The following is a 19,894-nucleotide window of genomic DNA, read 5'->3' as shown; positions in this document are numbered from 1 at the left end:
CTTGCCCGAGAGGTGAGTGCCATGAAGATCGTCGAGCAGTTCCCCCGCGACATCCGGGTCATCGAGAACGTCTGGATCCCCATGAGCGACGGGGCCCGCCTGGCGGCCCGGATCTGGCGGCCCACCGACGCGGAGCAGGCCCCCGTGCCGGCCATCCTCGAATACATGCCCTACCGCAAGCGCGACTTCACCCGCCTGCGGGACGAGCCGTTGCACCGCTACTTCGCCGGCCATGGCTACGCCTGTATCCGCCTCGACCTGCGCGGCAGCGGCGACTCCGATGGCGTGCTCCTCGACGAGTACCTGCCCCAGGAACTCGACGACGCCGTCGAGGCCATCGACTGGCTGGTCGCCCAGCCCTGGTGCAACGGCCGCGTCGGCATGATGGGCATCTCCTGGGGCGGCTTCAACGCCCTCCAGGTGGCGGCCCTGCGCCCCGCGCCGCTCAAGGCGATCATCACCATGTGCTCCACCGACGACCGCTACCGGGACGACGTGCACTATCAGGGCGGCTGCCTGCTCAACGAGAACCTCGGCTGGGGATCGGTGCTGCTGTCCTGCGCCACCACGCCCCCGGACCCGGACATCGTGGGGGCCGACTGGCGGTCGAAGTGGCGGCAGCGCATCGAACAGGCGCCCTTCTATCCCTTGGTGTGGATGCGTCATCCCCATCGCGACGCCTACTGGCAGCACGGTTCGGTGTGCGAGGACTTCGCGGCCGTGACCTGCCCGGTGTTCGCCGTGGGCGGCTGGGCCGACGGCTACGTTAACGCCATCCCGCGGCTGATGGCCGGGCTGACGGTGCCGCGCAAGGGCCTGATCGGCCCCTGGTCCCATGCCTTTCCCCACGCCGCCCTGCCCGGGCCGGCCATCGGCTTCTTCCAGGAGGCCCTGCGCTGGTGGGATCACTGGTTGAAGGGGCTGGAGACCGGCGTCATGGACGAGCCCATGCTGCGGGTGTGGATGGAGGAATACGTGCCCCCCGCGCCGATGCATGCCGAGCGTCCCGGGCGCTGGGTGGCGGAGGAGACCTGGCCCTCGCCGCGGCTGGGGGAGAAGACGCTCTACCTGAACGTGCTGTCGCTGGGCGAACACCCCGACGGCGAGGACCGGATGCGCCTGGCCTCGCCGCAGACCACCGGGCTGACCGCCGGCGACTGGTACGGCTTCGGCTCGGAGGGCGAGGCGCCGATCGACCAGCGGGAGGACGACGGCAAGTCCCTGGTGTTCGACGCCGACCCCCTCGAGGAGCGCCTGGAGGTCCTCGGCGCCCCCAGCGTCTCGCTGGCCCTGGCGGTCGACCGTCCCGTCGCCTTCGTCATCGTGCGCCTCAACGATGTGGCCCCCGATGGGGCCTCCGCCCGGGTCAGCTACGGCATCCTCAACCTGGCCCAGCGCGACAGTCCCGCGACCCCGAGCCCCATGACGCCGGGCCGACGCTACCAGGTCACGCTCCAGCTCAACGACATCGCCCATGCCTTCGCCCCCGGCCACACCCTTCGGCTGGCGATCTCGACCAGCTACTGGCCGGTGATCTGGCCGGCCCCGGAGCCCGTCAACCTGACCCTCTACACCGGCGCCAGCCGGCTGTCGCTCCCGGTACGCCCGCCGCGTGACGAGGATAGCCGGCTGCGGCCCTTCGAGCCGCCGGAACGCGCCCCCATGCCCGAGATGACCACCCTGACGGTGGCCCCCTTCCGCCGGCTGGTGGAGCGTGACCTGACGACCGGCATGTCGACCTACCGCATCTCGACCACCGGGGGAGACTTCGGCGACGCCGCCGTGGCCCGGATCGAGGACATCGACCTGACGGTCGGCTATACCATCACCAAGACCTACCGGATCCATGACTACGACCCGGGATCGGCCGAGGCGACGGTCGAGCAGATCACCACCCATCGCCGCGGCCCCTGGTCCACCCGCCTGGAGTGCCGCACCCAGTTGACCGCGACGCCCCACAGCTTTCGCATTCGCGGCCTGCTGAAGGCCTACGAGGGGGGCGATCTCCTCGCCCGCCGGGACTGGGACGAGGAGATCAGCCGTGACCTGCTGTGACGTCAGGCGCCGACGTCGAGGCCCTGGCGCGAGACCGCGGCCTCGAGGATCAGCCGCAGCAGTTCGTGGTAGGGATAGCCCGCCCACTCGGCCATCAGCGCCAGCTTGCCGTCCCAGTACCAGGTGGGATTGGTGTTGACGTCGAGCAGCCGCGGCTGGCCATCCTCGCCTTCGCGGAAGTCGAAGCGCGCGTAGTCGCGCAGGCCCAAGCGCCGGAACAGGGTCACCGAGTAGTCCACCAGCTGGCTCCGCTTGACGTCATCGATCCGGGCCCGACGGAAGCGGAGCTTGTCCCAATAGGGCGAGTCCGGGTCCGCCTTGGAGCCGTAGGTGAGGATCGGCGGCAGCCGCGAGTCCAGTGCCGTGTAGTCGATCTCCAGGGGTGGCAGCACCGTGAAGCCGGTCGCGGGGTTGCCGACCAGCCCGACCGTGTACTCCGGGCCGGTGAGGAAGTCCTGCATGAGGGCATCAGCGACGCCGGGCTGCGCGGCCAGCCAGCGCAGGTAGGTCTCCGCCTCCCCGGCCTCCTGCACCACGCAATCCCGGGTGATACCGAAGCTGCCGCCACTGCTGTTGGGCTTGATCAGGCAGGGATAGATGCTCGGCAGGACCAGCGGGGCGGCGGCCAGGTCCACGTAGGTCTCGTTGGGCACGGGGATGCCCTGCCCCGCCGCCAGGGCCCGGACCAGGGCCTTGTCGGTGGTCAGGCTGATGCTCATGGGATCGGCCCCGGTATAGGGAATGCCCAGGATTTCCAGCAGGGCCGGAATATCTCGCTCCAGCTCCCAGTGGTTGCGAAAGCCGGTATCACAGAGATTCAGCGCCAGGTCGTAGGGGACGCTGCGCAGGTCGTCGATCAGCGTGGCATGGTGGTCGAGGTAGCTGAAGTGATAGCCCTCGAGCTGCGAGAGCGCCGTGTGCAGGTGCTCGACCGCCCCTCGTTCCTCGTCGCCGAAGCGACCGCCGACGGCATAGGCATACGGCAGCCGGGGATCGCCCAGCACCACGGCCACTGTCAGGTCTCCCATGGCTCCTCCATCGCGGCGCATCGGCCAGTCACCGTCCGACAGATCATGCGATAGCCGACGTGAAGTATAGCTCGCCTGGTGTTGGGGGGCAGGGAGCGTTTCCGTGACTATTCGGTCAACGTCCCTGGGAGCTAGGGTGAGAAAGCGAGCCACGACGAGGCACACCATGACACTGCGACGCGACCGACTATGGCGCAACCGGCTGACCAACGCCGTGCAGACCCTGCTGATCATGGGCGGCCTGGCGCTGTCGCTCTCCGTGCCCGGCTACCTGCTCGCCGGCCCCGGGGGCGTGCTGATCTCGCTGACCGCGGTGGTGTTCTCCAGCCTGCTGAGCAGCTGGATGCCCGTGCGGGTGATCCTGACCAATGCCGGGGCCGGCATGCTACGCCGCCACCAGGCCCCCGAGCTCTACGAGGTGCTCGCTCACCTCTACGCCCGCGCCGACCTGCCCATCGCCCCCCAGCTCTTCTACGTGCCCTCGCCCGATCTCAATGCCTTCGCCGTCGGCACCTGGCGGGATGGCGGCATCGCCGTCACCGAGGGGCTGCTGCACTCGCTGTCGATGCGCGAGCTGGCCGGCGTGCTGGCCCACGAGACGAGCCACCTGCGCCACGGCGACACCCGGGTGATGTCCATGGCGGCGGCCATGACCCGGCTCACCCTGTGGCTGACCCTGGTAGTGCAGGTGGCCCTGCTCGCGAGCCTGCCGCTGGTGGCCGCCGGCGAACTGGCCTTTCCCTGGCTGCCCCTGCTGCTGGTGGCCGTGGCGCCCACCCTGAGCACCCTGCTGTCGCTGGCGCTCTCCCGCAACCGCGAGTACAAGGCCGACCTGGAGGCGGTGGCCCTCACCGGCGACCCCGAGGGCCTGGCCTCGGCGCTGGCCGAGCTGGAGCGCTACCACAGCCGCTGGCTATCGACGATCTTCGGCCGACAGCAGCCCGCCGGGCTCGACTGGCTGCGCACCCACCCGCCCACCGAGGAGCGCATCCAGCGACTGTTCGACATCGACGGCGAGCGCCACGGGCTCGCCCCGCATCCCGGGCTGCAACGCCACCACGGCCGGCGACCGAGGATCCACCAGCGGCCCGGCGCGCTGGGCGGCCATCACTGGTTCCTGCGTCGGCACCGCTGAGCCGCGCCGGCCTGGTCAAGCCACACCGGGGCTGCGGGGAGGCGCTCAGCTTCCCCGCTCCTCCTTCTCGAGTTCTTGCACATCGCCCATCGAGGCCAGCTTGATGTCGCGACAGATACGGATGGTGGGCTTGAAGGCGAACAGGGCCGAGCCGACGATGAAGCACCAGGTCGCACTGGTCTGCAGGCTCTCGTAGAGGAACAGCACCGAGCCGACGAGGAAGGCCGCGGCCGCGCCGAAGTCGACGAGGGTGTAGACCAGTTCCCAGGCAGCATAGAGCCGCCGAGTGTGGGGGTTCTCCTCGCGGCGGTCCCTGTCGAATAGCCTCATGCTCTCCTCCCTTGGCAGTGGTGGTCTCCGGGACATCACGCTCATCGGCACGCGGCGTCGCCGTCCCGATGGTCGGGGTCCAGCGGTGGGCAGGGTCATGGCTACCACTTCATCGCCCGGGTCACCCAGGCGCGCTCCGGGAGGGTCAGAGCCGCTGGATGTCGACCACGTAGCCGATGATGGGATACCCGGCCTGGCGAGCCGCCTTCTCGGCCTCCATCTGGGCCTCGAGCCGGGAGATGCTGGAGGAGTGATGCTCGAAGACGGTGTCCATCTCCAGTTGCTTGGTGCGTACGGCGAGCTTGACGACATGGCCCGTCTTCATCGCCTTGGCCGACTGGCCGGGGTCCTGCGGCCGGGATGGGGCTCTCCTGGCCTGGGTGGGCCTGGCGCCGGGCGGGTCGGCATCCAGGAAGGCATTGATCTCCCGGGACATCTGCTCTTCAAAATCAGCGAGTTCTTCGCTCATATCGCTCCTGCTGATGGGATCGTTGGAATCAAGGGGGAGTGTGCCATAAGCCATATCCAGTAGCCATCGGCCGCGAACGGACTTACAGCGTAAACTGATATAGCGCCTGTGGTAACTGACGCCGGAGCGCAGTGGAGGAAACTCAAGACAGCACCCTGTCGACGACCGGTTGACCGTCCCGTCACACCTCGACCGAGTACTTGAGATCACGCACCTCGTCTCCGGTCATGCCGCGAAAGCCCCAGCAGTGGGCTGGCTGTTCCTTGATAGTCACTTCCACATCTACCGATGCAATGCCAACGTCCGATTCAATTTCTTTGAACAACTCTTTAATCAGGGCCTTTTGGGTATCCGCAGAGCGCCCCTGCATCATATTGATTTCGATGACCGTGTAGGCGGAACTTCTGCCGCCAGGATAGTAGAAATCCTCGGCCTCCAAGGGAACAAAGCGATGAGCCTTCTTGTCTTCCGGCATCCCCAGCACTGATTGCATGCAACCGTGGATGACGTCAGAGAGCTGTGCCTTGACCGGATTCAGGTGTTCCTTGATGCCATAAATGACAATCACGATGCCTCCTGCAATGTGTGTGTTACTGCGAGCAAACTGCACGCTTCATAATTGGGTTATTCTTCCCGGAAATCGGGGGCTTTCCCCGATCACGAGGTACGATCGGTCGTCGAGAAGCCGTATGCTCGACCGAGGAAACGGCTCGGCTATCGGACACCGCCCCAGGTGTTCCTGTCGGGATACTCAGGAGCCCTGAACACTGCAGATACTGCACTTATTGGTTGAACTCAGGACTCAGCGACAGGCAATCCGCGTAGCGGTTTGGCTGCCCGTCTGCAGTGCCTTGATTATGCGCCGCCGTGGTGATGAGTTCAATCCACAGCGAAGGCAGCCAGCGTTTCGACGCAGACTACTAACCCTCCCGCTGCATTTTATCACGCCGTGCAACTTCCGCCTGCGTGGGAGGATCCATGGCATAGTCGCCGGTTTTCACCGCGCCGGCGCGCACATACTGCGCGATCACAATTCCGTTAGGCGACACTCGACTGGCGTTCAGTCTGAACGCCGCTGTCTTCGCGCCATCGTCAAACAATTTCTTGCCTTCCCCGAGAACGATCGGGAATGTGAACATATTGATCTCGTCGACGATGTCGCTCGCAAGCCAGCCGCCGTAGCTGAATCCGCCGGTCGGATCTTCCTGGGGTCCGCCTGGCGCCTGCATGACGCCGTCCAGTGAAACCATGGCGCCGACAATCACTTTCCGCATGAGCTCATCCTCATTGGTTTTTCCTGGTAGTGCCCCTGGGAGAAGGTCCCCAATGTGCATAACGCTGAGCACAGCGACACCCTTGGAATGGAGGCGAAGCCGCGATGGAAAGGGTGTCCGGCGGTCACCGGCCGCGTACTGCTGCGCCTTGTGATAACTCAGTGAGTTTGGTGCTCATGAGAGCACTGTTTCCAGAGCAGTCACACTTCTCATACAACCCTGAGCATCCCGTATTTGCAACACCCTTGGAGTACCTCGATGTCTGGATGCGCAACCAAGAACTCCATCATCCACGTCCCTAGGCCTGCATCTCGATACTCTAGCTCAATCACAGTGTCGACTATCCGAGTAAACGTAGCACTGTCGGTGACTGCACGCCCAACACCCATTCGCTTGGCTCCACGGCAAAGACTGAAACAAACGGCTCCAGCCACCATGCGCTCTACAATTTCCTTGGGACGATGGTCTCCCCAAAATATTGCAGCAAGTACGCGGTGGACAGCATCCAGTTTAACCTTGGATTTGTCGCCCGTTATTAGCTTACCCATCCTATGATTGGATGAACGCGCCTGCGCGTCCATTCGGGCTTACCGCATACCGATCACAGTCCAACCCGCTGACATTCATTACAATCGAGTATGATTCGACAGCATAACATCGATGGTCGTGCCGACTGCATTTGCCGGGCGTCCCGCCTTAAATCGAATCAGACAGGCTTCGCCAGAAAAATGGCCGTACGATTTCGGTTTCGCATGGAGCTGAAATGAGTCGTGTATGCCAACGGGTCGTTAGTGAGGCCCTCAGGAGGATCGATCGGTCAATATCTTTTTGACATTTCCGGTAAATGCCGCTGCGCGCACGCCAGTGGGTTTAAAGCCCAATGTTTTCCAGGTCGCTTTGGCCTCTTGATTGGCGAGCGAATATTCCAGAACCAGCTCCTGCGCGCCCTGGTGCTCGGCAAAGGCCACCAACTCCCAGAGGATGGCAGTAAAAATACCACGTTTCCTGTATTCCGGTTCCACCCATACATCATCGATAAACCCGGATTTTTCGACCTCTGCGCTCGCCTGCTCCCAAATGCCCTCGTTTCGCCATACGGCCACATCCCCCATGCCCACGAGGCCGTAACCCGGCACCTCTGCCACGATAATCAGCTTGTCCGTATCCGCCAGTGCACTGGCAAGTGCCTCCACCAACCGTTGACGTTCCTTGGTTTTCAATCGCTGCGTCTGCGACCCCGCCACATGCTGGGCCAGCTTGGAAAGAAACTCGACCAGGGTAGGAATATCAGCGTCATCGGCCTTGCGTAGCAGAAAGTCACTGTCGTGCTGCTTGGGTTTGGCCATGCAGGGACTCCTCGCCGCCCACCGCGACAAGCGGTATACATCCGGCGATCAGATCGTGAGTGATATAGAGAGTATAGATGAGGGGGTGGGATTGGTGGGAGCGGCTTCGACAATCGCCATGTGACTGCATTTTACCGGTGCAATCGGAGAGCAGGAAGGCTTCATTGTTGGCAACTCGACACCCCAGGCTTGAGCCGAGGCGCGCTGATTCAGCGCATCGTTTTCCGGAAACCTGTTATGCGCTTGATTCTTGTTACTTCTTGAAATCTACAGAACCAGTCATTTTATGGTAGAGCCAAGAAAACATGGCACCTCCTATCAAGCCATCGAAAGCTGCCCATATCAAGCCTATTACCCTTCCGATAGGTAAGATCGCACAACCACGGTAGAGCCTGTCGATGAGGGAGGGTTCCCCTGTCGCCCCATCAAGTGTGATGGTCCACCAAGTAAGGCAGAACAGCCTTAACCCAACATCATGCCGCAAGCCAGCGAAAACAACTGAATGTCGAGCTTCATATGAGTTTTCTCTTTTGTCTGCTTCAGGAAAAGCAGTGATCAAACTTCACATGAACTTTAAGTATAGCTTGGCGGCATGACAGGGATCATGGTGTCAGCAGCCTTTCCCGCACGGGCCGCTTTGGAACACCACATGGCCACCCGGTTTCCTCACCGTTTCACTCACCTGGAACGTCCTTCAGGATAATTCGGTCAATACCCGATCAAGGGCCTTGGCCAGCACCGGGGCCATGGGGATGGCGTTGCTCGCGTGGGCGATGCAGTCGGTGCTCCACACCTCCCCCACCCCGGCGGCCTCGATCACGTCCATGGCATTGCCGGCGAAGAGCGCATGGGTCAGCGCCACGTCCACCGTGGCCGCCCCGGCGGCGAGCAGGGCCTCGGCAGCGCGGGCGACGGTATGGCCGGAGCTCGCCACGTCGTCCATCAGTACCACTTGCCGGCCTGCCACCTCCAGCTCGGGCAGCGTGATCGCCACGTCGTGGTCGCCGTTGCGGGTCTTGTGGCACACGCCGAAGGCGAAGCCGGTCACCGCGGCCGCGCTCTGCACCCATTGGCGCGACTCGGCGTCGGGGCCGACCAGCAGCGGATTATCACGCTTCTCGGCGATCAGCTCGGCGAGCCGCGGGGCGCCGGAGAGCGCGATGGCATGCCTGAGGGGAATCGCCTGGTCGAGGCGGTCGATGCGGTGCAGGTGCGGGTCGATGGTGATCACGGCATCGAACATCTCGGCGAGGAAGTGGCCGATCAGCGGCTGGCTGACCACCTCGCCGGGATGGAAGGCGATGTCCTGGCGCATGTAGGCGAGATAGGGCGACACCAGCACCAGGTGGCGCACGCCCTGCTCGCGGGCATGGCGGGCGATCAGCAGCAGCTCGATGAGCTTGTCGTTGGGGCGGTCGAGGCTGCGGTAGACCACCAGGGTCTCGGGAAAGGCATGGGCGTCGGGGAAGGGCAGCGTCAGGCGCAGCTCGTCGTCGGGAAAGCGGTGACGTGCCACTGCCTTAGCCTGGAGCCCGGCGGACTCGGCCAGGCCATTGGCGGCGGCCGCCTCGTCGTCGCAATGCAGCAGCACGGGAGTCATCAGCATTCCACATTGAGTCGGGTGATCTGGTCAGGCTGGCCGATGGCGTAGCCGTCGTCGCGCTCGCTGGCCTGACGGGAGAAGGTCAGTTCGTTGGGATAGGCGGCGTAGACCCGGTACAGCGGCTGGCCGGTTTCCACCGCATCGCCGATCCGCGCCAGCACGTCGACGCCGGCGCCGATGGCCCGGGGCGCCCCGGCGAGCCGGGCGATGCGCGCCAGCTGCAGGTTGTCGATGGCGGTCACCACCCCGCTGGAGCGAGCGGTCACTTCCACGCGGTGCGGCGCCAATGGCGGATGCTCGGGATCGAAGGGCCTGGCACCCTGGGCCGTGATGATGGCCTGCATCTTCTCCAGGGCGCGACCGGCATCGAGGATGTCCCGGGCCAGCCCGAAGCCGTCGCCGCCACGCACGTCGGGATCGAACTCCAGCATCCGCCCGGCCAGGCGCAGGGCCTTCTGGCGCAGGTCCATGGGCGCATCCGGGTGGTTGGTGAGCACTCGCATCACGTCCCTGGCCTCGAGCACCGGGCCGATGCCCCGCCCCACCGGCTGGCTGCCGTCGGTGATCACCACGTCGAGGGTCAGGCCCATGCGGCCGGCCACGAACTCGAAGAGCTTGCGCAGCCGGCGGGCCTCGGGCATGGAGCGCACCTTCGCGTGGGGGCCGATGGGGATGTCGAGCAGCAGATGGCTGGAGCCGGCGGCGACCTTCTTGGAGAGGATCGAGGCCACCATCTGCCCCGGGGAATCCACCGAGAGCGGGCGCTCCACCGAGATCAGCACATCGTCGGCGGGCGAGAGCTGGCTGGTACCGCCCCAGGCCAGGCAGCCCCGGTGAGTACGCACCAACTTACCCAACTCCTCGAAGGGCAGGTCGACCCTGGCCAGCACCTCCATGGTGTCGGCGGTCCCCGAGGGCGAGGTGATGGCCCGGGAAGAGGTCTTGGGGCACAGCAGGCCGTGGGCGGCGACGATCGGCACCACCAGCATGGAGGTGCGGTTGCCAGGGATGCCGCCGATGCAGTGCTTGTCGACCACCGGGTGCTCGTGCCAGTCGAGCCGGCGCCCCACCCGGCTCATGGCGTCGCTGAGATAGAACACCTCCTCGCGGTCGAGCTCGTTGCGGTCGCAGGCCACCACGAAGGCGGTCAGCTCGATCTTCGAGTAGCGCCGCTCGGCGATGTCCTGGATGATCCGGCGGAAGTCGTCACGGGTCAGGCGCTCGCCGGCGATCTTGCGGTGCAGGGCGGGAATCGAGGGCGGCGGCTCGGCCTGCAGGATGCTGACCGGATGGCCCTCGGCCACCCCCAGGGTGGCGAAGGCATCCTCGGAGAGCCCCAGCTCCCCACAGGCGACGATCGCGGCGTCGTCCACCACGTTGAGGGTGGCGAGGATACGCTGGCCGTTGGCGCGCACCTCCACCTTGGCGAGCGCCTGGAAGCCCTCGGCCCGGTAGCGGTCGCACTCCCGGTGCATGTAGGCCACGTTCTCCCGGTAGGTATCGATGCCGACGCGTTTCAGCTTGAGCGGCGACAGGCGGTCCTCGGTGGACGCGGCCTCGTCGGCGGGGGTTCGGATCATGGTGCCGTCCCTGCGAGGCGCCCCGGTAACACGGGCGTGTCACCCGGATGACGGATGGCTTCATCCTAGCAGCGCCCCGGGGGAGCGTCATTTGACGGGGAACAAGCGAGGGGGCGGGAGGCCGCCCCGCGAGGCGCCCGCCCCGCAGGGCGGGACGGGCGGGCTGTCGGATCGTCGGCGAGGCAGAGGGGCTACCGCCCCTGGGGCAGATGGAGATCGAGCTGCATCGCCGCCCGGGGCACACCAGCGAGGCGCTGGACGCCTTCTGCGAGGAGCTCGAGCGCAGCGTCACCCACAACGAGGACGTGGCCGCCCCGGCGCCGGGTGAGGTGCGCGCGACCTGCCCCCGCTCCAGCGGCGCGGGGTCAGGGCATCCACTCAGTCGCGGCGGTAGGTGCCGATCAAGCGATTCATGCCGATCAAGTGGGGCTCGACCTGCTTGAGCAGTTCGATCATCGAGATCCCCTCGGGCAGTGCCGTGGCCTTGTCCAATGCCAGCACCCAGAAGTAGTAGTGGTGCAGACCATGACCCTCGGGCGGCATGGGGCCCCCGTAGCCGTTGCGGTTGAAGTCGTTGCGCCCGCGGGTGCCCGCCGAGGTGGCCTCCTTCAGCGAGGCATTGGCGGTCGGCAGGTTATAGAGCACCCAGTGCACGAAGCCATAGCTGCCGTGCTGCACGAGGGGCGCATCGGGGTCATGGCAGATCACCGCGAAGCTCCTGGTCTCCTCCGGCGGGTTCGACCAGCTCAGCGGCGGCGAGAGATCGTCCCCTTCGCCGGTGTACTTGATGGGGATCTCGCCCCTGTCCCGGAAAGCGGGGCTTTCCACCTGCATTTTCGAGAAGGCGAAGGCCATGGGTTGGGTCCTCCCTGAAGGAACGGGTTGGCGATTTCAGCGTCGGCAACCGGTCGACGCCTGTCAACGACGCCATGCCATGGCATGATGGCGACGAGCCGAGTCTTCAAGCGGAGGAAGAGGATGAAGCGACTGCTGATCGTGGCCCATGCGCCCTCTGCCAATACGCGGCGACTGCGCGAGGCCGCCCGACGCGGGGCCGGCCACCCGGACATCGAGGACGTCGAGGTGGTGGTCAAGGCGCCGCTGGAGGCCGGGCCCGAAGACGTGCTGGCCTGCGATGCCATCCTGCTCGGCACCACTGAAAACCTGGGCTACATGAGCGGCGCTCTCAAGGACTTCTTCGACCGCAGCTACTACCCGGTGCTGGAGGAGTCCCAGGGCCTGCCCTGCGCGCTCTACATCCGCGCCGGGCACGACGGCACCGGCACCCGCCGCGCCGTGGAGGGCATCGTCACCGGCCTGCGCTGGAAGTGGGTGCAGGAACCGCTGACCCTGCGTGGCGAGTGGCGGGACGACTTCGTCGACCGGGTGGAGGAACTGGGGCTCTATCTCGCCGCGGGACTCGACGGCGGCATCCTGTAGGGGTCGCGGCTATGCTGAGGCTATCGACGAGCGGAGGGCCGTCGACCACACAGGAGGTGCGCCATGCAATTCCACCGGACGGCGTCGCCGCGCGCCATGCCCCCTTCACGCCCCAGGCTGCGCCCTGCCCTGCTGCTACTGGCCGCCCTGGCCAGCCCCCCCGCGCTCGCCCAGGACGACGCCGCGACCACCGTCATCGCTACCGCGAGCCCCGCCGGCGTCTACCACGCCACGGGGCGCACCCTGTGCCGACTGCTCGAGGCCCCCTGCGAGGCGCGCACCAGCGATGGCTCCGCCGCCAACCTCGAGGCGGTGCGCGCCGGCGAGGTGACCGTCGCCCTGGCCCAGTCGGACCTCCAGCACTACGCCGTCACCGGCACCCAGGGCTTCGCGGACGTGGGACCGGACCCCACGCTGCGGGCCGTGATGTCGCTGCACGGCGAACCCTTCACCCTGGTGGTGCGCCGCGACAGCGGCATCGACGGTTTCGCGGACCTCGCCGGCCACGCGGTGAACGTGGGCAATCCCGGCTCCGGCCAGCGGGGCACCATGATGACGCTGCTCGAGGCCTGGGGCTGGACCCTCGACGCCTTCCGGCCCGCCTATGAGCTGCCCGCCGACCAGCAGTCGCTGGAACTCTGCCACGGCAACATCGACGCCATGGTCTACACCGTGGGCCACCCCAACCCCTCCATCGAGCAGGCCGTGCGGCTGTGCGATGCGCGCCTGGTCGACGTGACCGGGCCGGCGGTCGACCGCCTGCTGGCCGAGACCCCCTTCCTGGCCCGGGCCACCATCCCCGCCGGTCTCTACGGCGACGACCAGCCGGCGGTCGACACCTTCGGGGTACGCGCCACCCTGGTGGCCTCGGCCGACACCGACCCGGACGCCGTCTATGCCCTCGTCGCCGCGGTCTTCGACGACCTCGAGGCCTTCAAGTCCCGGCATCCCGCCTATTCCGACCTGACCCCGGAACGCATGATCACTGAGGGCCTCTCGGCACCGCTCCACGAAGGGGCCAAGCGCTACTACCGGGAACAGGGCTGGCTCGCGGACGCCCCGGTGGACGACGCGGCGGAGACCGGGGAGCCCGACGAGCCGGATGAGCCGCCCGACGCGCCCCAAGAGCCGAATGAGCCCTCCGCCGACCTCGACTAGCTGAGGCCGCCAACGACAACGGCACCCCGTGGGGTGCCGTTGTCGTGCTGCGCGGCGGTCGGTCTGCGGCCGCGAGGCTCGCCTATTTCAGGCGCTCGAACACCGTGGCCACGCCCTGCCCCATGCCGATGCACATGGTCGCCAGGCCCAGGGTGGTGTCCTGCTCGCGCATCACGTTGAGCAGGGTGGTGCAGATGCGCGCCCCGGAGCAGCCCAGCGGGTGGCCCAGGGCGATGGCCCCGCCATGCAGGTTGACCGCCTCGTCCATGCGATCGCGCAGGCCGAGGTCCTTGAGCACCGGCAGCGACTGGGCAGCGAAGGCCTCGTTGAGCTCGACGGTCTGGATATCGTCGATGGTCAGCCCCGCCATCTTCAGCGCCTTCTTGCTGGCCGGTACCGGCCCGTAGCCCATGATCGAGGCATCGCAGCCCGCCACCCCGGTGGACAACACCCGGGCGATGGGCGCGAGGCCCAGGGCCTGGGCACGCTCGGCGCTCATCACCACCATGCCGCTGGCGCCCACCGACAGCGCCGAGGAGGTGCCGGCGGTCACGGTGCCGCCCCGCGGGTCGAATGCCGGCTTGAGCGCGGCCATGCTCTCCAGGCTGGCATCCGCGCGGATCACCTCGTCGCGATCCACGCGGACCCGGAAGCCGCGGGCGTCATGGCCCTCGACGCCGATGATCTCGTTGTCGAAGCCGCCGTTGTCCAGGGCCGCCTGGGCGCGCCGGTGGGAGCGCACGCCGAAGGCGTCCTGGTCTTCCCGGGAGACGCCGTGCATCTTGCCCAGCAGCTCGGCGGTCAGGCCCATCATCATGGCCGCCTTGGCGACGTGCTTGCTGGCCGCCGGGTTGACGTCGACGCCGTGGGTCATGGGCACGTGCTCCATGTGCTCGACGCCACCGATCACGTAGAACTCCCCCATGCCGGCGCGGATATTGGCCGCGGCGATATGCAGCGCGCTCATCGAGGAGCCGCACAGGCGATTGACCGTCTGGGCCGGCACGGTGCGCGGGATGCCGGTCAGGATCGCCGCGTTACGGGCGATGTTCATGGCCTGCTCGAGGGTCTGGTTGACGCAGCCCCAGATGACGTCGTCGACCTCCCTGGGGTCGAGGCCCGGATTGCGGTCGAACAGCGCCTGCATCACCGCGGCGGACAGGTTCTCGGCACGCACGTGGCGGAAGGCGCCGTGCTTGGCCTTGGCCATGGCGGTACGCACGCCGTCGACCACCACGATGTCTCTCGGATTCAAACTCATCGAACTCTCTCTCCTGTAACGCGGTGAATCAGGCGTAGAAGCGCTCGCCCTGGCGGGCCATCTCGCGCAGCTTGTCGGTGGGCGCATAGAGCGGCCCCAACTCCTCGGCCAGTGACTCGGCCTGGGCGACGAAGGCGTCCACGCCCATGGCGTCGATATAGCGCAGGGCGCCGCCGCGGAACGGCGGGAAGCCGATGCCGTAGATCAGCGCCATATCGGCTTCCGCCGCACTCCCCACGATGCCGTCCTCGAGGCAGCGCACGGTCTCCAGGCACAGCGGGACCATCATGCGCGCGATGATCGCCTCGTCGCTGAATTCACGCTCACCCTCGGCCAGCCCCTCGACCAGGGCGATGGCGTCCTCGTCGACGACCTTCTTCGGCTTGCCCTTCTTGTCTTCCTCGTAGGCATAGAAGCCCCTGGCGTTCTTCTGGCCCAGGCGGTCGTGGTCGACCATCCGCCGGATCGCGCTCTTGCCGCCGTCGCTGGCCATGCCGCCCATGCGGTCCGGGTAGCCCTCGGCCATCACCTCGCCGGCGTGCACCGCGGTGTCCATGCCCACCACGTCGAGCAGGTAGGCCGGGCCCATGGGCCAGCCGAACTTCTCCATCACCTTGTCGACCCGCCGGAAGTCGGCGCCCTGCGCCACCAGTTGGCTGAAGCCGCCGAAGTAGGGGAAGAGCACGCGGTTGACCAGAAAACCCGGGCAGTCGTTGACCACGATGGGCGTCTTGCCCATCTGGCGGGCGTAGGCCACGGTCGCCGCCACCGCGGCATCGCCGGTCTTCTCGCCGCGGATGACCTCGACGAGCGGCATGCGGTGCACCGGGTTGAAGAAGTGCATGCCACAGAAGTTCTCGGGGCGCGTCAGGTTCTCGGCCAGCCGGGTGATCGAGATGGTCGAGGTGTTGGAGGTGAGGACGGTGTCCTCGCCGACGCACTCTTCCACCTCGGCGAGGACCGCCCCCTTGACCTTGGGGTTCTCGACCACGGCCTCGACCACCAGGTCGACGTGCGTGAAGTCGCCGTAGGACAGGGTCGGACGGATGTTGCTGAGCCTCTCGGCCATCTGCTCGACGGAGAGCTTGCCGCGCTCCACCTGCTTGCCGAACAGCTTGCGGGACTCCTTGAGCCCGAGCGCGATGGCCTCCTCCTTGATGTCCTTCATCAGGATGGGCGTGCCCTTGGAGGCGCTCTGGTAGGCGATGCCGCCGCCCATGATGCCGGCGCCCAACACCGCGGCCTGGTCGATGGCGCTAGCCTGCTTCGCGTAGGCGGCGCCCTTCTTCTTGACCACCTGGTCGTTGAGGAACAGGCCGACCAGGTTGTAGCAGACATCGGTGAGCGCCAGCTTGCCGAAGGCCTTGGCCTCGATGGCCTGGGCGCGGGCGCGCTCCTCCCCGGCGCCCTTCTGGATGACCTTGATGGCCTCCACCGGGGCCGGGTAGTGCGGCCCGGCCTTGCCGGCCACATAGCCCTTGGCGGTCTCGAAGGCCATCATCTGCTCGATGGCGTCGAGCTTGAGCGGCCCGGTCTTCTCGACCCGGCGGGCCCGGTGGTCCAGCTCGCCGGCGTTGGCCCGAGCCAGGATGTCGCGGGCGGCCGCCTCGAGGGCCTCGCCGGGCACCACCGCGTCCACCGCCCCGACCTTGAGGCAGGCGTCGGCCTCGTTCTCGGTGCCACCGGCGATCCACTCGATGGCGTTGTCGGCACCGATCAGCCGCGGCAGGCGCACGCAGCCGCCCCAGCCGGGGAGGATGCCGAGCTTGGTCTCGGGCAGGCCGATCCTGGCGGTCTCGGCCATGACCCGGAAATCGGTGGTCAGCGTGACCTCGCAGCCACCGCCCAGGGCCAGGCCGTTGATGGCACTGACGGAGGGGAACGGCAGGTCCTCCAGGGCATTGAAGATGCCATGCACCCGCTCGAGCATGGCCTGGATCTCGCCCTCGCCCTTCTCGAACATGCCGTGGAACTCGGTGATGTCGGCCCCGACGATGAAGGCCTCCTTGGCGCTGGCCAGGATCAGCCCCTGGAGGCCGGCCTCGGCGCCCAGGGCCTTCACCGCCTGGTCGAGTTGCTGGACCACCGCGGTGGAGAGCTTGTTGACCGATTCACCCTCGAGGTCGAAGGTCAGGGTGGCGATGTCGTCGTCACCACGAGCCACCGTGATGGCGTTGCCTTGATAGATCATCCACGAATCTCCGTGCAAGAATTCATACGGCCGTTTGATTTCGACAGCTTGGTCCAGTCCGGCGACGGCGTCAAGCCCCGCGTCGGCGATCGCTCGGCCGTCGCGGCGCGGCGACTCCCGACTTCGGAGGCGAGCTGGTAGGATGCGGGGATGCCTACCGATCACCGCGTTTCCGACCCCGCCGCACTGCCCCCTCAGAGAGCGCGTCTCGATATCTGGCAGCAGCGCCTGGAGCGGCTGGCCGCACGCGCCCGACCCTGGAGCTGGCTGTGGCCGCCGGCGGCCTTCGCCGCGGGGGTCGGCAGCTTCTTCCTGGTGGAGCGCCAGCAGTGGCTCGGCGCCATGCTGGCGCTGGCCATGCTGCTGGCCTGGGTGCTGCTGCTCTCGGAGAGCCTGATCGGTCGTCTGCTGTCGCGGCGGGGCTATCCGACCCTCCCTCGCGGTGTGACCACCTTCATCGCCCAGATGATCCACCAGGAGACGCTGTTCTTTACCCTGCCCTTCCTGCTGGCGACCACGGTGTGGACCAGCGGCCAGGCGGTGTTCACGCTGCTGATGGTGGGCCTGGCGATCCTGTCGATCCTCGACCCGCTCTACTACCGCCTGGCCGATCGCCACCGCTGGCTGTACTTCGCCTTCCATGCCCAGTGCGTCTTCCTGGTGGTGCTGGTGACGCTGCCGACCCTGCTCCACCTGACCACCACCCAGAGCCTGCTGCTGGCCCTGGCGGCCATGGTCATCTTCAGCCTGCCGAGCCTGATGCACCTGCTGCGCCCCATGACCCGGGGACGCTGGCTGGCCATGCTGGCCCTGCTGCCGCTGCTCGCCGGCGCCGGCTGGGCCGGTCGCCTGTGGGTGCCGCCCGCCAGCCTGTGGCTGTCCGGCCGCGCCCTGTCACCGAGCTTCGATGAGCAGGCCAGGGCCCCGGAGGGCGGCATGCGCCTGACCCCCGAGACGCTGGTCGACCATGGGCTCTATGCCTATACGGCCATTCATGCGCCGCGGGGGCTGCGTGAGGAAGTCGTCCACGAATGGCGCCACGAGGGCAAGCTGGTCGACCGCATTCCCCTGGTGATCAAGGGCGGTCGCGAGGCGGGATACCGGGCCTGGACCCACAAGCAGAACTTCCCCGAGGCGGTGCTGGGGAACTGGCGGGTCGACGTGATGACCGCCGGCGGCCAGCGCATCGGCGTGCTGCGCTTCCGGGTCAGCGAGACGGCGGAGCGGGCGACCCTGGCCGACGGACGGATCCAGGCCCCGCCGGGGCTTCCCGGTCTCGACCTGCGCCGGCTGATCGCCCGCCCCGCCGAGTCGCCGGCACCCGACCGCGGGAAGGATACCCCGCCGCCGGCCACGCCGCGCGAGGACGGCGGCGGCACGCCCTGAGGGTGTCGCTTGCATTACACGCTAACGCTCCGGACAATCCAGCCAGGCTTTCCCGCAATGCAGAGTCCCATGCATCAGAACATCGGCTTCCAGCTTGCCCGCGTGCCACGCCTGTGGCGCGCCATCATCGATCGGCGCCTGGCCCCGGAAGGGCTGACCCAGACCCGCTGGGTCACCCTCTACCACCTGTGGCGACTGGGCGACGACCAGCCCCAGTGCGACCTCGCCCGGGCCATCGGTGTGGAGGCCCCCTCCCTGGTGCGTACCCTCGACCAGCTCGCCGAGCAGGGGCTCATCGAGCGGCGCCCCTGCGACCAGGATCGGCGCACCAAGCGCATCTTCCTGACCCAGGCGGCCATGCCGTTGCTCGAGCGCATCGATGCCGTGGTCAGCCAGGCGCGCCGGGAGATGCTCGCCGGCCTCGCCGACGAGGAGGTCGGGCAGCTCAGCGAGCTGCTGTCACGGATCGAGGCCAACGGCATGGCGATCCAGGCCCGCGAAGAGCCCTGAGCCCCACCGGCTCGCCCGTCAGGATCAGGCCTTGGGCGAGCGCAGGCGGCGGTGGGCCTCGGGGCGGTCCGGCCGCCCGGCCAGGCTGTCGCGCAGCTCGGCGAAGCCCGTCGCCAGCGCCTCCAGGGCCTCGATGTCCAGCGACTCCTCCCACCACAGGGTCAGCGTCGCCGCGCCCGACTCCACCACCAGCGCATCCTCCGGCAGCCGCGCCAGGAGCGCCGCCAGCCGTTGCTGCGCGGCGCTCGGCAGGGGCCGCAGGGGTTCCAGCCGCCAGCGCCAGCCGGCCTGGTAGGGCTTCAGCGCCTGGCTGGCGACGGCATCCCGCACCAGCACGAAATCGGGCCCCGGCTGCTGGGCCGGATAGGGCCAGCGATAGGCGGGCAGCAGCTCGCCGCCGTCGTGCAGCGGCGAGTTCTCGAGGCGCACGGTGATCCCGGCGCGCCTGGCGGCCTCGCGCAGGCGGATCAGCCGCTGTTGACGCGGACTCGGGCGCAGCCACATGGCCGGGGCGAACACCAGCCCCACGACCCCCAGGATGATCAACCAGACCATAACCGTTTCCTGTTCGAAGTTTGATGCAAGTCGTTGTCGTGGCTCGCCAAGCGTCCTAGAGTGGAAGGCATTCCACCACCCGATGGACCCCTGCCGGAGGCAATGCCATGAGCAACGAGTATCGTCACGTCCTGGTCGCGGTCGACCTGACCAAGGACTCCCACAAGGTTCTGGAGCGCGCGATGCAGATCGCCGACCGCAACCAGGCCAGGCTCTCCATCATGCATACCCTCGAACCCCTCGGCTTCGCCTACGGCGGCGATATCCCCATGGACCTGACCAGCATCCAGGATCAGCTCGACGAGCACGCCAAGCAGCGTCTCGCGGAGATCGCCGATCCCCACGTGGCCAAGGAGAACCAGCACGTGGTCGTGGGCATGCCCGATACCGAGATCCATCGCTTCGCCGAGGAGCAGGACGTCGACCTGATCGTGGTCGGCTCCCACGGCCGTCACGGCTTCGCCCTGCTGCTGGGCTCCACCTCCACCGGAGTGCTGCACGGCGCCAAGTGCGATGTCCTGGCGGTGCGTGTCGGCAAGGAAGGCGAGGCCGAGGAATAGGCCCTCGCCTCTC

The 19,894-nt window shown here is 67.2% G+C and carries 19 protein-coding genes; 7 read left to right on the top strand and 12 right to left on the bottom strand.

All coding sequences use genetic code 11. The features are described 5' to 3' along the window. Window positions 1–21: 21 nt before the first annotated feature. On the top strand, window positions 22–2,055 hold the full coding sequence (locus OCT48_RS04875; RefSeq protein WP_263591600.1) for a CocE/NonD family hydrolase: 2,034 nt from the start codon (window positions 22–24) through the stop codon (window positions 2,053–2,055). 2 nt (window positions 2,056–2,057) lie between these two features. Here OCT48_RS04875 and OCT48_RS04870 read toward each other — a convergent pair whose 3' ends face one another. Then, a complete protein-coding gene (locus tag OCT48_RS04870) occupies window positions 2,058–3,083 on the bottom strand; it encodes a hypothetical protein (protein ID WP_263591599.1) in 1,026 nt (341 codons plus the stop codon). Between the two features lie 166 nt (window positions 3,084–3,249). Here OCT48_RS04870 and OCT48_RS04865 point away from each other — a divergent pair, with 166 nt between their 5' ends. Then, window positions 3,250–4,218 (top strand): zinc metalloprotease HtpX, encoded by a 969-nt coding sequence (locus tag OCT48_RS04865; protein ID WP_263591598.1) that lies wholly within the window; start codon window positions 3,250–3,252, stop codon window positions 4,216–4,218. Between the two features lie 45 nt (window positions 4,219–4,263). On the opposite strand, the gene OCT48_RS04860 is transcribed toward OCT48_RS04865, so the two are convergent. The 8 genes from OCT48_RS04860 to OCT48_RS04825 form a co-directional block, all read right to left on the bottom strand. Further along, window positions 4,264–4,548, bottom strand: coding sequence for a YrhK family protein (locus tag OCT48_RS04860; protein ID WP_263591597.1), 285 nt, complete (start codon window positions 4,546–4,548; stop codon window positions 4,264–4,266). Window positions 4,549–4,693: 145 nt separating this feature from the next. Next, complete coding sequence (locus OCT48_RS04855) at window positions 4,694–5,017, bottom strand: hypothetical protein (RefSeq protein WP_263591596.1); 324 nt, start codon at window positions 5,015–5,017, stop codon at window positions 4,694–4,696. Window positions 5,018–5,198: 181 nt separating this feature from the next. Next, window positions 5,199–5,585 (bottom strand): tautomerase family protein, encoded by a 387-nt coding sequence (locus tag OCT48_RS04850; RefSeq protein WP_263591595.1) that lies wholly within the window; start codon window positions 5,583–5,585, stop codon window positions 5,199–5,201. A gap of 352 nt (window positions 5,586–5,937) precedes the next feature. Further along, window positions 5,938–6,291, bottom strand: coding sequence for a dihydrofolate reductase family protein (locus OCT48_RS04845; protein WP_263591594.1), 354 nt, complete (start codon window positions 6,289–6,291; stop codon window positions 5,938–5,940). A gap of 800 nt (window positions 6,292–7,091) precedes the next feature. Beyond that, window positions 7,092–7,637, bottom strand: coding sequence for a GNAT family N-acetyltransferase (locus tag OCT48_RS04840; RefSeq protein ID WP_263591593.1), 546 nt, complete (start codon window positions 7,635–7,637; stop codon window positions 7,092–7,094). Window positions 7,638–8,331: 694 nt separating this feature from the next. Then, a complete protein-coding gene (locus OCT48_RS04835; RefSeq protein ID WP_263591592.1) occupies window positions 8,332–9,237 on the bottom strand; it encodes a ribose-phosphate diphosphokinase in 906 nt (301 codons plus the stop codon). Continuing rightward, window positions 9,237–10,820, bottom strand: a complete 1,584-nt coding sequence (locus OCT48_RS04830; RefSeq protein ID WP_263591591.1) for a thymidine phosphorylase family protein — start codon at window positions 10,818–10,820, stop codon at window positions 9,237–9,239. Before OCT48_RS04830 ends, OCT48_RS04835 begins: the two co-directional genes overlap by 1 nt. A 378-nt stretch (window positions 10,821–11,198) precedes the next feature. Further along, window positions 11,199–11,675 carry a YbhB/YbcL family Raf kinase inhibitor-like protein gene (locus OCT48_RS04825; protein ID WP_263591590.1) on the bottom strand — a complete coding sequence of 159 codons (477 nt, stop codon included), beginning with the start codon at window positions 11,673–11,675 and terminating at the stop codon, window positions 11,199–11,201. A gap of 123 nt (window positions 11,676–11,798) precedes the next feature. Between OCT48_RS04825 and OCT48_RS04820 the strand changes: the two genes are divergently transcribed. Continuing rightward, a complete protein-coding gene (locus OCT48_RS04820; protein WP_263591589.1) occupies window positions 11,799–12,260 on the top strand; it encodes a flavodoxin family protein in 462 nt (153 codons plus the stop codon). A 63-nt stretch (window positions 12,261–12,323) separates the two neighbouring features. Then, window positions 12,324–13,418: a TAXI family TRAP transporter solute-binding subunit gene (locus tag OCT48_RS04815; RefSeq protein WP_263591588.1), complete on the top strand. Its 1,095-nt coding sequence runs from the start codon at window positions 12,324–12,326 to the stop codon at window positions 13,416–13,418. Between the two features lie 82 nt (window positions 13,419–13,500). On the opposite strand, the gene fadA is transcribed toward OCT48_RS04815, so the two are convergent. Together fadA and fadB are read right to left on the bottom strand one after the other, a co-directional pair. Beyond that, window positions 13,501–14,679, bottom strand: coding sequence for an acetyl-CoA C-acyltransferase FadA (gene fadA / locus OCT48_RS04810; RefSeq protein WP_263591587.1), 1,179 nt, complete (start codon window positions 14,677–14,679; stop codon window positions 13,501–13,503). Window positions 14,680–14,707: 28 nt separating this feature from the next. Further along, window positions 14,708–16,870: a fatty acid oxidation complex subunit alpha FadB gene (fadB, locus tag OCT48_RS04805; protein WP_263591586.1), complete on the bottom strand. Its 2,163-nt coding sequence runs from the start codon at window positions 16,868–16,870 to the stop codon at window positions 14,708–14,710. A 150-nt stretch (window positions 16,871–17,020) separates the two neighbouring features. On the opposite strand from fadB, the gene OCT48_RS04800 reads away from it, so the two are divergent. Together OCT48_RS04800 and slyA are read left to right on the top strand one after the other, a co-directional pair. Continuing rightward, window positions 17,021–18,256, top strand: a complete 1,236-nt coding sequence (locus OCT48_RS04800; protein ID WP_263591585.1) for a DUF2914 domain-containing protein — start codon at window positions 17,021–17,023, stop codon at window positions 18,254–18,256. 69 nt (window positions 18,257–18,325) lie between these two features. Then, the gene (gene slyA / locus OCT48_RS04795; RefSeq protein ID WP_263591584.1) at window positions 18,326–18,766 is read left to right on the top strand and encodes a transcriptional regulator SlyA; all 441 of its coding nucleotides are present in this window, start codon (window positions 18,326–18,328) and stop codon (window positions 18,764–18,766) included. Window positions 18,767–18,790: 24 nt separating this feature from the next. On the opposite strand, the gene OCT48_RS04790 is transcribed toward slyA, so the two are convergent. Beyond that, window positions 18,791–19,321, bottom strand: a complete 531-nt coding sequence (locus OCT48_RS04790; RefSeq protein ID WP_263591583.1) for a preprotein translocase subunit YajC — start codon at window positions 19,319–19,321, stop codon at window positions 18,791–18,793. 107 nt (window positions 19,322–19,428) lie between these two features. Between OCT48_RS04790 and OCT48_RS04785 the strand changes: the two genes are divergently transcribed. Next, entirely contained in the window at window positions 19,429–19,881 is a 453-nt protein-coding gene (locus OCT48_RS04785) for a universal stress protein (protein WP_183385303.1), read from the top strand. The last annotated feature ends 13 nt before the right edge of the window (window positions 19,882–19,894 follow it).

This window comes from Halomonas sp. M4R1S46, assembly GCF_025725685.1.
GTDB lineage: Bacteria > Pseudomonadota > Gammaproteobacteria > Pseudomonadales > Halomonadaceae > Halomonas.
The sequence above is the reverse complement of the archived record's forward strand: the minus strand, read 5'-3'. Positions and strand labels throughout refer to the sequence as shown.

Excerpts from the sequence above, each read along its gene's own strand:
- OCT48_RS04875 (WP_263591600.1), top strand. The coding sequence starts at position 22 with ATGAAGATCGTCGAGCAGTTCCCCCGCGACATCCGGGTCATCGAGAAC.
- OCT48_RS04870 (WP_263591599.1), bottom strand. The coding sequence starts at position 3,083 with ATGGGAGACCTGACAGTGGCCGTGGTGCTGGGCGATCCCCGGCTGCCG.
- OCT48_RS04865 (WP_263591598.1), top strand. The coding sequence starts at position 3,250 with ATGACACTGCGACGCGACCGACTATGGCGCAACCGGCTGACCAACGCC.
- OCT48_RS04860 (WP_263591597.1), bottom strand. The coding sequence starts at position 4,548 with ATGAGGCTATTCGACAGGGACCGCCGCGAGGAGAACCCCCACACTCGG.
- OCT48_RS04855 (WP_263591596.1), bottom strand. The coding sequence starts at position 5,017 with ATGAGCGAAGAACTCGCTGATTTTGAAGAGCAGATGTCCCGGGAGATC.
- OCT48_RS04845 (WP_263591594.1), bottom strand. The coding sequence starts at position 6,291 with ATGCGGAAAGTGATTGTCGGCGCCATGGTTTCACTGGACGGCGTCATG.
- OCT48_RS04840 (WP_263591593.1), bottom strand. The coding sequence starts at position 7,637 with ATGGCCAAACCCAAGCAGCACGACAGTGACTTTCTGCTACGCAAGGCC.
- OCT48_RS04835 (WP_263591592.1), bottom strand. The coding sequence starts at position 9,237 with ATGACTCCCGTGCTGCTGCATTGCGACGACGAGGCGGCCGCCGCCAAT.
- OCT48_RS04830 (WP_263591591.1), bottom strand. The coding sequence starts at position 10,820 with ATGATCCGAACCCCCGCCGACGAGGCCGCGTCCACCGAGGACCGCCTG.
- OCT48_RS04825 (WP_263591590.1), bottom strand. The coding sequence starts at position 11,675 with ATGGCCTTCGCCTTCTCGAAAATGCAGGTGGAAAGCCCCGCTTTCCGG.
- OCT48_RS04820 (WP_263591589.1), top strand. The coding sequence starts at position 11,799 with ATGAAGCGACTGCTGATCGTGGCCCATGCGCCCTCTGCCAATACGCGG.
- OCT48_RS04815 (WP_263591588.1), top strand. The coding sequence starts at position 12,324 with ATGCAATTCCACCGGACGGCGTCGCCGCGCGCCATGCCCCCTTCACGC.
- fadA (WP_263591587.1), bottom strand. The coding sequence starts at position 14,679 with ATGAGTTTGAATCCGAGAGACATCGTGGTGGTCGACGGCGTGCGTACC.
- fadB (WP_263591586.1), bottom strand. The coding sequence starts at position 16,870 with ATGATCTATCAAGGCAACGCCATCACGGTGGCTCGTGGTGACGACGAC.
- OCT48_RS04800 (WP_263591585.1), top strand. The coding sequence starts at position 17,021 with ATGCCTACCGATCACCGCGTTTCCGACCCCGCCGCACTGCCCCCTCAG.
- slyA (WP_263591584.1), top strand. The coding sequence starts at position 18,326 with ATGCATCAGAACATCGGCTTCCAGCTTGCCCGCGTGCCACGCCTGTGG.
- OCT48_RS04790 (WP_263591583.1), bottom strand. The coding sequence starts at position 19,321 with ATGGTCTGGTTGATCATCCTGGGGGTCGTGGGGCTGGTGTTCGCCCCG.
- OCT48_RS04785 (WP_183385303.1), top strand. The coding sequence starts at position 19,429 with ATGAGCAACGAGTATCGTCACGTCCTGGTCGCGGTCGACCTGACCAAG.